Origin of the sequence: Pseudomonas sp. CYM-20-01, assembly GCF_023169845.1 — a bacterium.
GTDB classification, from domain to species: Bacteria; Pseudomonadota; Gammaproteobacteria; order Pseudomonadales; family Pseudomonadaceae; genus Aquipseudomonas; species Aquipseudomonas azotoformans.
Genome location: NZ_AP025169.1, coordinates 1,888,686 through 1,901,841, shown reverse-complemented (window position 1 = coordinate 1,901,841; position 13,156 = coordinate 1,888,686). Strand labels below are relative to the sequence as shown.

Annotated in this window: 15 protein-coding genes; 13 read left to right on the top strand and 2 right to left on the bottom strand. The window is 57.8% G+C overall.

Features of this window, described 5'->3' with window-relative positions:
• Positions 1-3: 3 nt before the first annotated feature.
• The 8 genes from M2497_RS08500 (at position 4) to M2497_RS08465 (ending at position 5,954) form a co-directional block, all read left to right on the top strand.
• The gene (locus M2497_RS08500; protein WP_169892602.1) at positions 4-315 is read left to right on the top strand and encodes a type II toxin-antitoxin system RelB/DinJ family antitoxin; all 312 of its coding nucleotides are present in this window, start codon (positions 4-6) and stop codon (positions 313-315) included.
• A gap of 100 nt (positions 316-415) precedes the next feature.
• Entirely contained in the window at positions 416-1,069 is a 654-nt protein-coding gene (locus tag M2497_RS08495; protein ID WP_248486843.1) for a DUF2971 domain-containing protein, read from the top strand.
• A gap of 167 nt (positions 1,070-1,236) precedes the next feature.
• Positions 1,237-2,385 carry a hypothetical protein gene (locus M2497_RS08490; protein ID WP_248486842.1) on the top strand — a complete coding sequence of 383 codons (1,149 nt, stop codon included), beginning with the start codon at positions 1,237-1,239 and terminating at the stop codon, positions 2,383-2,385.
• A gap of 104 nt (positions 2,386-2,489) precedes the next feature.
• A complete protein-coding gene (locus M2497_RS08485) occupies positions 2,490-3,518 on the top strand; it encodes a restriction endonuclease (RefSeq protein ID WP_248486841.1) in 1,029 nt (342 codons plus the stop codon).
• Positions 3,519-4,058: 540 nt separating this feature from the next.
• The gene (gene radC / locus M2497_RS08480) at positions 4,059-4,562 is read left to right on the top strand and encodes a DNA repair protein RadC (RefSeq protein WP_248486840.1); all 504 of its coding nucleotides are present in this window, start codon (positions 4,059-4,061) and stop codon (positions 4,560-4,562) included.
• A gap of 63 nt (positions 4,563-4,625) precedes the next feature.
• Complete coding sequence (locus M2497_RS08475; RefSeq protein ID WP_248486839.1) at positions 4,626-4,904, top strand: DUF1778 domain-containing protein; 279 nt, start codon at positions 4,626-4,628, stop codon at positions 4,902-4,904.
• Positions 4,904-5,401 (top strand): GNAT family N-acetyltransferase, encoded by a 498-nt coding sequence (locus M2497_RS08470; protein ID WP_248486836.1) that lies wholly within the window; start codon positions 4,904-4,906, stop codon positions 5,399-5,401. The genes M2497_RS08475 and M2497_RS08470 overlap by 1 nt, the downstream gene beginning before the upstream one ends.
• Positions 5,402-5,654: 253 nt before the next feature.
• The gene (locus tag M2497_RS08465; RefSeq protein ID WP_248486834.1) at positions 5,655-5,954 is read left to right on the top strand and encodes a hypothetical protein; all 300 of its coding nucleotides are present in this window, start codon (positions 5,655-5,657) and stop codon (positions 5,952-5,954) included.
• A gap of 64 nt (positions 5,955-6,018) precedes the next feature.
• On the opposite strand, the gene M2497_RS08460 is transcribed toward M2497_RS08465, so the two are convergent.
• The gene (locus M2497_RS08460) at positions 6,019-6,513 is read right to left on the bottom strand and encodes a DUF2165 domain-containing protein (RefSeq protein ID WP_248486832.1); all 495 of its coding nucleotides are present in this window, start codon (positions 6,511-6,513) and stop codon (positions 6,019-6,021) included.
• Between the two features lie 206 nt (positions 6,514-6,719).
• Here M2497_RS08460 and M2497_RS08455 point away from each other — a divergent pair, with 206 nt between their 5' ends.
• From M2497_RS08455 to M2497_RS08440, 4 genes are read left to right on the top strand one after another with little or no spacing between them, the layout of a single operon-like run.
• Positions 6,720-7,652, top strand: coding sequence for a TIGR03756 family integrating conjugative element protein (locus M2497_RS08455; RefSeq protein WP_248486831.1), 933 nt, complete (start codon positions 6,720-6,722; stop codon positions 7,650-7,652).
• Between the two features lie 42 nt (positions 7,653-7,694).
• Positions 7,695-9,011 carry an integrating conjugative element protein gene (locus M2497_RS08450; RefSeq protein WP_248488182.1) on the top strand — a complete coding sequence of 439 codons (1,317 nt, stop codon included), beginning with the start codon at positions 7,695-7,697 and terminating at the stop codon, positions 9,009-9,011.
• A gap of 1 nt (position 9,012) precedes the next feature.
• Positions 9,013-9,354: a hypothetical protein gene (locus tag M2497_RS08445; RefSeq protein ID WP_248486830.1), complete on the top strand. Its 342-nt coding sequence runs from the start codon at positions 9,013-9,015 to the stop codon at positions 9,352-9,354.
• The gene (locus M2497_RS08440) at positions 9,351-10,856 is read left to right on the top strand and encodes a conjugal transfer protein TraG N-terminal domain-containing protein (RefSeq protein ID WP_248486829.1); all 1,506 of its coding nucleotides are present in this window, start codon (positions 9,351-9,353) and stop codon (positions 10,854-10,856) included. Before M2497_RS08445 ends, M2497_RS08440 begins: the two co-directional genes overlap by 4 nt.
• An 8-nt stretch (positions 10,857-10,864) precedes the next feature.
• On the opposite strand, the gene M2497_RS08435 is transcribed toward M2497_RS08440, so the two are convergent.
• Positions 10,865-11,236, bottom strand: a complete 372-nt coding sequence (locus M2497_RS08435) for a DUF3742 family protein (protein ID WP_248486828.1) — start codon at positions 11,234-11,236, stop codon at positions 10,865-10,867.
• A gap of 220 nt (positions 11,237-11,456) precedes the next feature.
• On the opposite strand from M2497_RS08435, the gene mobH reads away from it, so the two are divergent.
• Positions 11,457-13,091, top strand: coding sequence for a MobH family relaxase (gene mobH, locus M2497_RS08430; RefSeq protein ID WP_248486827.1), 1,635 nt, complete (start codon positions 11,457-11,459; stop codon positions 13,089-13,091).
• Positions 13,092-13,156 lie beyond the last annotated feature (65 nt).

Here is a 13,156-nt window from a genome sequence, read left to right as displayed (position 1 = left end):
ACCATGGCCAGTAATGCCCTGATCCAGACCCGCATCGACCCGGACGTGAAAGACCGCGCCACGGCCGTCCTGCACAACCTGGGGCTAACGGTGTCCGATGCCGTGCGCATCCTCCTCACCCGCGTCGCCAATGAAGGCGCCCTGCCCTTTGGATTTGCCAGCGACCCAGCCACCTACGACGCGTGGTTCCGCGCCAAGGTGCAGGAAGCCCTGGACGACCCGCGCCCGGCGATTCCCGCCGAGGATGTCGAAGCCCACTTTGCCAAACGCCGCGCCAAGGCCCAGCGCAAGCTGTCGGAAGGTGGTGAGGGGTGAGGCTCGAGTGGTCGCCATGGGCCCTGAAGGATCGCGATGCGACATAAGTTCAAACCTGTATATCCTGCAGTAAAACCTTAACCCAGCAAAAGGAATTGATATGTATCTTAACTTAGATAAAAAAGAATTACACCAACACATATATCGAACCATCTCATACGATCGCTTAATAGAACTATTTCAGACAAAACAAAATACACTGGTTAAGCCACAGCTCTGGGAAGACACTTTCGAGAATTTTATTTTAAAAACAAAATTGAAAAATGGAGCTGGCGAGCAAATTGAGTATGATGTAAACAATAGAATGTACGGACAATGTTGGACTTTGGAAAAATCATCCGATGCGATGTGGAGAATTTACTCCTCAAAGAAAGATGGTCTTAGGATTCGTACAACTATTGACCAACTACTCGACAGCCTTTGCTTAGCAACCATCGATAAAAATCAATGCGAACATTGCGTTGGCAAAGTTGAATACCTGAGTGAGACTAAGCTCCTAAGAAGGGCGAGAGACACATTCACTCAGCACGGCGAGATTACATTCGGTGGACTTTTTAAATCCCTCTTACTGAAGAGACGGGCATTCAAACACGAAAATGAAATTCGATTGATATTTTGCGACTGGGCCAAAGATGCTGGCGAGAGCAACTTATTCAAATACGAAGTTGATCCTCATGAACTTATAACTCAGATTATGATAGACCCCAGGGTCTCATACGAAGAGTTCAAGAAAATTGAGATCAACATCCGCTAGAACACAAATTATAGCGGTGAAATCAAGAGATCTTTGCTATATCGACTACCAGAGAGTCTAGTACTTAACATACAAGCAAAAATATAACTTGCACTTTAAAATATTACGCCGGCGCTAAATATGGAAAGCCGCACTTATCATTAAAACACTGGTTAACGGGTGCAGCCATGAGTCGAAAATGCCTTGATGAACGAAATGCACTTGCGTTATTGCCCATCCCAAGCGCGAGCCTTTATCAGCTTGAAGCGTCGTTTGGAGAGATCGACGCAGGCATGCACGGCGCCGTCAGAGGCTGCCTTGCAGATTTAGTAAAAATCAATAAACGAACCAGACATGTCCAAAAGTCTTGGGGGCGATTGAAATCTGGCCGAAAACACGACCTTCTAATCACCTTTAGATTCATATTTTTTGATGAGCAGGAAGATCCGGACCAGTTCTTCTATTCTTGGGAGGCAAGCACACACGGAACACCACAAGCCCCCACATTAATGTGCCACTTCGACCGTGTTTCTGGCAAACCACCTTCAGAAGGCCTTGATCCACCTCCAGGAGCATATGTTCAATCTCGACGCATCTTCTCCGTTCCCGTTCAGTGCGTCCTGAAGGGCTGGGGGAACGTCGAGAATGGCCATATGATTTACGAGCACAACATTTCGGCGATGGACTTTTCAGAACAACAGTTCGAGTCAGTTAGCTACATAGGCCTTACATCTCGAAACTGGCAAACCAGGTACAAGGAACATCAGCGTGATGCACTAACAGGGAGCGAGCTAATATTCCACAGCTCTCTACGCAGAGTATTCAACTGCGAGAGCTTTACACAGTCTGGACTTGGTAGCTTTGAATTGGTCAGAAAGGGCGCCGTTCTTCTGTCAGAGCTTCAGTACGTAAATCTCTCCTACGAGGAGGCTATGCAGATTGAGGAGCAGATGGTTGAACGGACTCTTTACCCAAAAGGCCTGAACATGATTCCAGGCGGATTCGCAGGCTTTCAGTTTCTTCACAAGCTCGGCCTTCTTAATCGCTCACAGGTCTCTGTTGACGAGCGCGACAAGGCTGCGGCGAAATATCTGCTTGACAAAACCCATGCCCCCCGAGTCGCCCCCTGGGTGAAAGAAAAGTGGAATGACGATCAATTTTATGAACAAGTAATATTCAAACGCAGCAACACTTTAAATCGAGATCAGATTCAATCTATCCGCAGGTACGGAAGAGAATGGGGATTCGACCATGAGCTTATCGCAAATTTAGTTGGGGCAAACGACCGGCAGGTGAGGGACGTACTGAGTGGCAAATACTATTCTCGCGTAAGATAGTCAGTTAACAAGTTGACAAAACAACCAAGTACCAAAGCCAACCCAGGCCGCCAATGATTAACTACCTCATGGCCGTAAATAAAATTTAAAAGATGGAGCGTAGAATGCACTACGGCTACTCTCAAGGAATACAATTCGAGCAACTCGTAGCCGATCTGCTACGTGCACTTGGGTATGCCAATGTTCGCTCCAATGTTCGCGTCAAAGGAGCAGATGGGTCAAGAGAAGAAGTGGACGTTGTGTACGAGCATGAGGGCTTGCTTCGTGCTGTAGAGGTGAAACACTACCGTTACTTATCTCCGCCTCGTGCTGATATCTTCGTGAAGGCCATGCAACAAACTTCACGCAGACAAGGCATGTTTGAAGCGAGTACCGCGTTATTGGTAATCTCATGCCCAATGAATGCAGCATTGCAGATGGCGGCGAAGGCGTTTCCAAATGTAGAAATTTGGGACGCAAATGAGTTATTCCAGAGAGCGTCTGGGTTCCCCGATTTATCCAGGGAGCTTGAGAATTTTTTCGAGGTATCTGCGCCAGCCCCCAGCCAACCTGCGATCACGCTTGAACTTACTCAAGAGTCCGATTCTGGCCAGATGCCGAAGACTGGTAGATTGCTTGCAGGAGCACTGCTATCCATCCCCCCAGGGAAGCATAGCTCTTCTAATTTTGAAACCGCATGCATCAACGCCTTAAAGTATCTGTTCGAACTTGATCTTCATGGCTGGCATGAACAGCTTAATACAGATGACGACCTACATAGACGGGACCTGATTTGCCGAATTTTGCCAAAGGCTGAAGTTTGGAAACTGATACTTACCGATGTTAAAAGTAGATATGTAATTTTTGAGTTCAAAAATTACACGAATGAAATTACACAAAAGGAAGTTGTTACAACTGAGCGATACCTATACCCTTCCGCACTTAGAAATGTCGCGATTTTGATATCGCCTAAAGGATGCGCCGCTTCTGCGACGAGAGTAATTCAAGGTGCCATGCGTGAAAGCGGCAAAATGATTCTATCCCTATCAGTGCCAGAGGTAGAAAAACTATTACTCGCTAAAGACGACGGCGGAGACCCTAACACCTACCTCTTTGACAAAGTTGATCGGTTTCTCATGCGCCTCGGCAGGTAGAGAATACGCATGGTCACGCGATGGAAAAACACCATCCTTCGGGACAGATGCCATGCCCAATAGCCCTCTCTGCATCAGCTTCTAATGTAAGTTGCAATTCCCTCGATCATGCTCATTTGATCGTTGAGAAACTGAACCAGATCATCGATCAAGCCCTGAAGCCTATTCTGTCAGGCTTGGCACACAAGGAAGCGCCGCTGGACGATACGGACGAACACTTGCGCGCACATGTCCGCCTAGCACTACTGGCAGTCCCACAGAGGTAGTGGGTGCGCGCAACCTGCCAATAGGGTCATAGGTCAGACCGTGAACTTGCACGGCAAAGAGATCTCTCATCCCGTTTACTGAGCAACACATACGAACCGCTTGACCTGGTTCGCCAGGTCCTCGCCCAGGTGGTCGCGATCTTCAAGGCCACGACGCAGCGTCAGCGCGTTGATCCCTGTTCCTGTCGCCCAAATGCGGGCGCACATTCCTCAACACACCCTCGGGGTTCTTGCCCCTTGGGCCGGGACCCTGTTTCTCATTCAGGAGATTCCCATGAGCGTGCCACCTCCTACCAGCACAACCCCAGTGCCAGCAACCTATTCCTCAGAGCTGCAGAGCAACGAAATGCACTTGGTCCACCGAGCCCTCCACGTACTGGAGCAGCGGCTGTTCCAACGCGGGCCTTGCCTTGAAAACCCGCAGAGCGTCCGACAGTACCTGCGCCTGGCACTGGCCGGCGAGAGGGACGAAGTCTTTGCCGTACTGTTTCTCGACACCAAGCATCGCCTGCTTGCCTTTGAGCCCTTGTTTCAAGGCACCGTCGACAGCGCCGCTGTATATCCGCGACGCATCGTGCAGCGCGCACTGGCACATAACAGTGCCGCAGTGATCCTTGTTCACAACCACCCGTCCGGCTGCACCCAACCCAGTCACAACGACCTGGTACTGACCCAAGAGTTGAAAAGACTGCTGGAAGGACTTCAAGTGCGGGTCCTCGATCATTTAATCATCGGCAAGGGTGAGCCTTACTCATTCGCTGAATCTGGAAGGATGTGAAGGCCACCCCGCTTGTACGCACATTGTGCTAACATTCGTTCATCTTCACAGGAGACCCTAGTGATGGCTAATCCCTCCTCCCGCAGTGCCCGGCTTGGCCTGCGCACCACCCTGGAGCAGGACATCGTTCTGCGCCGGGCTGCCAAGCTGGCCAACAAATCGTTGACCGACTTCATCCTCGACAGCGCCTATCAGGTCGCCGAGCAGACTCTGCTCGACCAACGCCTGTTCTTGCTAGATGGGGTACAGGCCCAGGCCTTCGTCGACCTGCTCGACCGGCCCGCTCAGGACAATCCCGGCTTACAAGACCTGCTGGGCCGTCCTATTCCCTGGAGCAACTGATGCTTCGAGCACCGCAGCCGCTGGACGCCAGCCATGTGCTGGAACCCTTCGACTGCGGCAAACCCACGCTCAACGAGTGGCTTATCCGCCACGCCCGGCAAGCACAGTCCAGTGGTTCAGCCAGGACCTTCGTGGTACTGGACGACGAGCGACTGGTCGGGTACTTCAGCCTGACCGTCGGCCAGGTTGATGTCCTCACCGCCCCGGAGCGGATCAGCCGCGGCATGGGCCGCTATCCCATCCCCGTGGCTATCCTTGCCCGTCTGGCGGTATCGCAGACCGATCAGGGGCGCGGTATCGGCGTTGGTCTGCTGCGCGATGCCATCGTTCGCACATTGACGGTGGCCGACCAGGTCGGTGTGCGAGCCTTGCTGACTCATCCGCTGGATGACGAGGCGGCACGCTTCTACCGGCGGTTCGGCTTCGAATCCTCGCCGGCCAGCGAATCGCAACTGCTGTTGCTGCTCAAAGATGCGCGCAAGCTGCTCGCACGTTGAACCTCAAGGCGCCCTGCTCGGGCGCCTTTTTCGTTGTATCGGCCAGCATCCACAGATCAGTGTGTAGCCCATTTCCGTCAGCCAACAAACACACTGCCGTGGGCTCCGTCTGGATTTCGCCCAGCTGATTGTGGGGGCATTTCCCCACCCATAGACTCCGCCGCCGTAGGGCAAATCCCTGTCCCCTCGACGATTCCAACAGGCGGCACGTAGCACAACTCCCTGCCGCCAAGACCTGCAAGGAGCCACACCCATGACCAAGACCTCAACCGCCGTCCTATTGCTTGCACTGACCAGTCTGTTGGCAGGCTGCTCAACCAACCCCAATGTACTGCAGATGCACAAGGTCACCGCGGAGGCGATCGGCTTGGCATCCACCGATGAGCTGACCATGGGTCCGGTGACCAAGGGCAAGGAAGACTTCCTGGGTGGCGCTGAACTGACCTTCCAAGCCACCACCGCCAAGGGTCGCGTGTTCAACTGCTCGACATTCATGACCCCAGGCATCCTGCTTGATCCACCAACGTACACGCGACTGACCTGCACGAAGTAAGTCCGCTAATCCGGTGCGGGCATTGCTCGCACCGGCTACCCAGATGGGCACGACCGCGAAGCGATCAGTCGTTATCAACATCCGGCTGGTTGAGAAACACCAGCACACCAAGAATGGCCGCATAGAACTTGAACGCCGCGCTCTGGCCGTTCCACTCCTGCGATTGCCACATCAGAAACCATTCGCCACCGATCACCATGAAGCCAAAGAACCACACCACCAGGCCCATGGTGAGGCCCGCGACGGAACAGGCCTTGGCCCGGTTGAACTGCTGAGCCCTGCCCTGTCGAGCGCGCCACAGCAGCAACGCACCACCGGCCAGCAAGACGGCCGTCAGCGCCTCACCCGCAATGATCACCCAATAGGCACCGTGCCATAGCCAAGGCGCGTTGACCGCACGATTCATGGCGGCGTTGCCGGGAAAGGTGGTGTCCATGCTCAGCACATGCTGGACGAAGTAGAAATTGGAGTTGTAGTCGGTGAGGTTGTTGAACGCCGCCAGTGCCGCGAACGCCGCCAACATCCCAACCAAGACGATTTTTGCGTAACGAATGACCATGCTGCTTCCCTGAAAAGGTCTGAAACGCCCAGTACGCTACACCTACATCAATGCGCAGAACCCGCGACAGGTCTACTTGTGATGTAGGAATCGACTGAATAAATTTCAGATCGGAATAGGGGCATAGACGGCACCTCTTACCCACGCGCCATCGCCAGCATCCCGCGTTCAACTACCCATTGAATTCCCCTGCGGGTAGTTGCCCCATGTATCGCCGACACTGCTTACCCACCGCTGCAAGCCTGGCGCTCCTCCTCACGGCCAGTAACGCCACCGCTATCGACAGCGCAACACTGGTCAGTTCCAGCCTGTCCCCCGACTGCCTGGCCTACCGCGTGGTCGGCGTGTGCTACTGGCTGCGCTGCACGCCCTACGGCTGCAAGGTCAAGACTTCGGTGAAGGTGCGCCACTACGTGCCGGATGCGGTGGTATCGAGCTACGCCGACACCGGCGCCAACCCATGGCGCGAGGTTGCGCTGATGAGCCCGACCAATGCCTCGGCTCAAGGTGGCGGTGACAGCACGACCAACCAGGCTAACGAAAACGCCCTGCTCAAGTTCAAGAACGCGGACGTGATCGGCCATCCCGGCACACTGGTGTTCAATCGTTTTGCCAGCCAGTTCGGCTACAGCTGCACCGGCGCGGGTACCGCGTACATGCCGTACCTGCTGAGCAGCTTCGACTTCCTCGCCTGGCGCTACAACGTGCCCGAGATGTTCTATTCAGAAGCCCTGACACCCGGTGAGCGTGAGGTCGGTGTTAGCGGGGATCTGTGGGGCAGCGTGTATCCGCGCGGCGGCTTTCTGCAGCAGGCGGATGACTACAAGGCCGCTGCCGTGGTCGCCCAGCGTGCCGGCGATGTCGTCACCCGCAGCGGTCAGCCGCACCTCTATCAGTCGCTGCTGGCCAAGGCCCAACCGGGCTATTGGCCAGCAGGCGCGCTACGCGAGAACGATGCCGACAGCGGTAAATGGCAACGGCTGCAACCGGACCTGTCGAGGAGTTGCGCGGTGTTTCCAACCGCTGGCGCATTACCGCAGGCCGAAGACGGCGCCTATGCCTGGGGGCTATGGTGCCCATACAGCTGCTGCAAGCGCCAGGGCCAGACCTTTCTCGGCAGCACCGACACTGGGAGTTGAGCGATGAAGACCTACTACCCCACCGCCCTGCTGGTGTTCGGGATGCTGTGCTTCCCGGCCTACGCCGACGATCCCAACTTCGGCGCCAGCGGCAGCGTGATTGGTGACGACGTGCTCTACAGCATCGGCGGCGGCCGTGCGGTGCCGATGGGACCGGGGGCAAATATGCGCAGCCTCGGCGTCGGTGTTGGCTGGAGCAGCAACATGATTTGCGGCGACATGAACCTGCAAACCACCTTGCAGAACCAGTTGAACGGCATCACCAACGGCTTCCAGTCGATCATGAGCAGCGTGATCCAGAACGCCACCAGTGCAGTCGCCTCCCTGCCAGCCTTGATCATCCAGCGCGCCAATCCCGGCCTGTACAACCTCCTCACCAACGGCATCCTGCAAGCGCGGCTGGACTTCGACCGCTCCAAGACGACCTGCCGCGCCATGGCCAACCGCATGGCCGATATCGCCGGCAACCAGTCAGGCTGGGAGCAGTTGGCCGAAGGCATGGCCTTGAAAGAAAGCGCCAGCAAGACCGATGCGGTCGCCGCGATTGAGGAAACTGAGGCCAAGCGCGGTAACCGTGGGGTGCCATGGGTCGGCGGTGGCCAGGCCGGCGGCAGCGGGCAGACGCCAATCAAGGTGGTCGGCGACGTAACCCGCGCAGGCTACAACCTGCTTAACGGCCGCAACGTCACCGATACCTCGCCGATTCCACGCGCCAGCTGTGGCGACCGCCTGAGCTGCCAGAGCTGGCCGTCGCCCCAGGCCGCCGCCGACTGGGCCAACCGCGTGCTGGGCGAACAAGTTCAACGTACCTGCGACGGCTGCAGCAAGACCGACAGCACGCCTGGCATCGGGCTGACGCCACTGATCCAGGAGGAATACGACGCCAAACTCAAGGCCCTGCTGGACCTGGTCAGCAAGCGCCTGCCGACTACCTCGGCCAATCTGGAAGCCGCCGGCAGCAATGCGCTGCCGGTCACCCGTGGTCTGGTCGAGGCACTGCGCGAGGAGCCCGATCAGGATCTGCTAGGCAGACGCCTGGCTTCCGAAGTGGCGCTGTCGGGCGTACTGGAGAAGGCCTTGCTGTTGCAGCGCACGCTGCTGACCGGGCGCCAGGAGCCGAATGTGGCGGCCAATGAATTGGCGCAGCAAGCGGTGGCCCAGGAGAGCGACATGCTGACCCTGGAAATCCAGAACCTGAAGACCGAACTGGAACTGCGCCGCACCCTGGCCGCCAATGCCGCGAGCGAGATCCTGCGGCGTAATCAGCTGCGGGTTGAGGGTTCGCGCGGGGTGTATCAGGGCGATCCGGAGCGCAACCGCATCGAGCAGATCGAACGGCCGGTCGAGGGAGGTCGCTGAGATGCGCCGAGTCTGGATCAAGTACCTATCCACCAGCGCCCGCTATGCGATATGGGCTTTGGTTTTGATCCTCGCCGGGCTACTGATCAACCTGATCGCCATCGGCCTGCTCGGCGATACCTCGGCCTGGAGTACCTGGTTGCAGGATCACAGCACCGGCCTGTTGGTCTGGCGCCTGTATCTTTATGCCGCAATCCTCTACGGCTGGCGCTGGATGCGTACACGCCTGCTGCAGCGCGAACCCGACGCGGCCGCGCGCCTGCGCCGTGCCGAATGCGCAGGCATCGCAGCACTGATGCTGCTGGAAGTCAGCAACGCCCTCACCGGGTCGGGGGCATCATGACCCTGACCACCACCGACTATCTGGAGTACTACCTGACCCTGGTGGGCTGGATCGTCAACAACGGCCTGTGGCAGGTGCTGGTTGCCAGCGGCGTATTCGCCCTGCCGTTTCTGGCGATCATCCTGCAGGAGTGGTTGCGCGCCCGTGCCGAGGGCGCCGACGAAGGTAACAAGGGCGTGCTGTCGGCAATGCGCATCGAGAACCGGGTATGGGTCGCGATCGTGGTGATCATGTTCGCCGGCATCCCCTTTGTACCGGTGGACCTGAGCACGCTGCAGTTCGACGAAAGCCGCTCGCGACAGTGCCAGGTGCGTGTCGTCGCGCCGACGGAAACCGGCTGGAACAGCGCCTTTACCACCCTCAACAACCAGAGTGCCGAAGTACCCGTGTGGTGGTTCTTTATGCACGCGCTGTCCAAAGCCGTGACCGGTGCCGCCGTCGCGTCGATCCCTTGTGGCGTGGACCTGCGGCAGATGCGCATGGCCATCGACAGCGCCCGCATCGACGACCCGCTACTGGCCCAGGAAGTTGCCGACTTCACTCGTGATTGCTATGCCCGCGCCCGTGCGCGGCTGTTCATGGATCGCCCTGGGTTGAACGAAGAACAGATGAACGATGTGGGCTGGATTGGCTCACGCTTCTTCCTCAACAGCCCCGGCTTCTATGACCGCTATCGCTCAAGCACTCCACGCAGTGCCTGGCCCTACGATGCTACCCGCGACGCCGGATTGGCCCAGGTGCCCGGTGGCGGCGGGTATCCCGGTTGCCAGCAATGGTGGGGAGATGGTGACCAGGGATTGCGTGCACGTTTGCTGCAGCAGGTGGATCCCGACGTGTTGACCCGGCTGGCGCGCTGGGCGGGTTTCATGTCGCGAGTGCAGGTGGATGACGCTGTAATCCGCGCCGTGGCCGCGCCAAAGCAGCAGGTGATGAACCAGGGGCAGGTCTACAACGACTACGGCGGCCAGGTGGAAAAGAGCATCCCCAATATCGTTACCCGCGCCACCGCGGATCTGGGCCTGACTGTCGGCTCGCTGGGGTTCTTCCCGGCGATGGATGTGGTGCGCCAGGCACTGCCGATGGTGTTGTCGTTTCTGAAAATGGCCTTGGTGATCTGCCTGCCGCTGGTGCTGGTGATCGGTACCTATGATCTGAAGACCCTGGTCACTGCCAGCTGTGTGCAGTTTGCGCTGTTCTTCGTGGATTTCTGGTTTCAGCTGGCGCGTTGGATCGACAGCACGATCCTGGATGCGCTCTACGGCAGTGGTGCGCCCCACAGCAACTTCAATGTGCTGTTTGGGTTAAACAATTCGTTTGGGGATATGTTGCTGAATTTCGTCATGGCGACGATGTTCATTGTGCTTCCAAGTCTTTGGGTAGCGAGTTTGACCTGGGCCGGCCTACACGTCGGCAGCGTGCTACGAGGCTTAAGCGACGCGACAACCGAAGCAAAAAGTGCTGGCCGAAGCGGCGGCGAGATGATTAGCAAAAGGCTGACCTAGAGATTGAGCTATACGTCTTCGCCGTCTTCAAAAAGTCGACCGAAGTCCGTACGAACGCCCTTCTCATAAAAGCCAAACCCCTCATCGCCGTAACGCCATTCGGCTTCTGACGCTCGATAGGAAAAATCGCCTCGCGCAACACCCCGACCGATCAGCCACAGCCCGAAGACAACCATGGCCAGCAGGAGGGAAAAGCTCAATAGCAAGACAATCACGCTGACCCGCAGACACCAAGCAAAGATCCGGGCGCCTGTTGCAGGAATTCCGAGCCCAACAAGCCACAGACGCAACCGCTGCTCCTGCTGCATCAGGCTTCGGTAGGCTCGCCCAAGCCAGCGTCCAACACGCTCGGCCTTAGTGTTTTTAGGATGACCGCTCATGGCATTCACCTCTACGACGACGGGCTTTTCAGCACTCCAGTTCGAGGAAGGACATGTGGCAATAGTTATCACAACTTTCCCCGAATTTGCGTGCCGCCCGTCAGCAAAAATGGCAAGAAACGGCTGACGCAAAGGACACAACGGAAGGGTTCATCAATGGCAAAGGCCTTACCCAGAAAAGGCAAAGGGCACTCCCGCCGCGCGCACTTCGGAGGACGCCATGTTCCAGTGGTTGCGCCCTCGCAAAGGGACAGCTGAAGCTCCCACTCCTGACAGCAACCAAGCTCCTGTCGGCTGGCTTCGTCCGCAGTCGGCAGCGGAGCTATTGGCTATCCCCCATCGCCAGGCACTGATAGAGCAGATCTGGCAGCGCACCGCCGTCTCGCCGGCGCAATTCGCCCTGCTCTACCGCACGCCACTCGAACGCTACGCCGAGCTGGTGCAGTTGCTCCCCGCTTCGGAAAGTCACCACCACGCCCATCCCGGTGGACTTCTGGATCACGGCCTAGAGATCGTGGTCTGCGCCCTTAAGCTGCGCCAATCCCACCTATTGCCGCCGGGCAGCCCGCCAGAGATCCAGACCCAGCAGGCCGAAGCCTGGACCGCCGGGATCGCCTACGCCGCGCTGCTGCATGACATTGGCAAGCTGGCCACCGACCTGCGGGTGGAAGATCAACACGGCAATCGCTGGCAGCCCTGGCACGGCCCTCTGCACCAGCCCTATCGCTTTCGTCACCTCTCGGGCCGGCAATACCGTCTGCATAGTGCCGCGGCCGGGCTGCTGGCTGGCGCCGTGCTCGGCCGCGAACCGCTGGACTGGCTCAGTGGTTTTCCCGACCTATGGGCCACAGTTCTCCTGGCGTTGGCCGGCCAGCACGAACAGGCCGGGATCCTCGGCGAGTTGGTGATCCGTGCCGACCAAGCCTCCGTCGCCCGCGCCCTCGGTGGCGACCCGGTCCAGGCCCTGGCTGCCCCGCGCCACGCACTGCAACGCAAGCTGCTCGACGGACTGCGCTACCTGCTGCATGACGTGCTCAAACTCAACCAGCCCGAAGCCTCGGACGGATGGCTCACCGACAACGCTCTGTGGCTAGTGAGCAAGACCGTCTCGGACAAGCTGCGCGCCCATTTGCTGTCCCAGGGCATCAGCGGCATTCCGGAGCGCAACACCACCCTGTTCAACATCCTGCAGGAACACGGCCTGGTGTTGGCCAACCCCGAAGGCAAGGCGATCTGGCGGGCCACGGTACACAGCGGTAGCGGCTGGACCCAGACCTTCACCCTGCTGAAGTTGGCCCCTTCGTTGATCTGGGAACCCGAGCAACGCCCGCCGCTATTTGCCGGCAACGTGCAAATGGAGGCAGCCACAGAACCTACCGAGACGTCCGACGTACCAGCCCAAGGTGAGGCAGGCCCCGAGGCCACTGTCCCAATACCTCAGAAGACCGACGCGTCCCCCGGTGAGCTATTCCTGCACTGGCTACGCGAAGGCCTACTGCTGCAACGCCTGGCCCTGAATGACGCAAAAGCCCTACTGCACACTGTGGACGGCACCCTGTTCCTGGTCAGCCCCGGTATCTTCCGGCGCTACCTGCAGGAGCATCCCGAAGCCACCCCCAACGCCCAGCATGAAGACGCCAGCGATTGGCAATGGCTGCAAAAGCAGTTCGAACGATTGGACCAGCACCGCAAACGCCCCGACGACCTCAACCTATGGACCTGCGAAGTATTCGGCCCGCGGCCGGGCAAGCGACTGCATGGTTACCTGCTACGGCAGCCGCAAGCCGTGCTGCCATCGGTGCCGTTTGACAACCCTTACCTGCGATTAGAGCCTGCTGGCCAGACCAAGGCCTGACAGTCCTTGAGCAGCAATCACTCACTCTGTCTCAGTGTGGTCTGCGAGGTCGAAGGAAGAGCGGC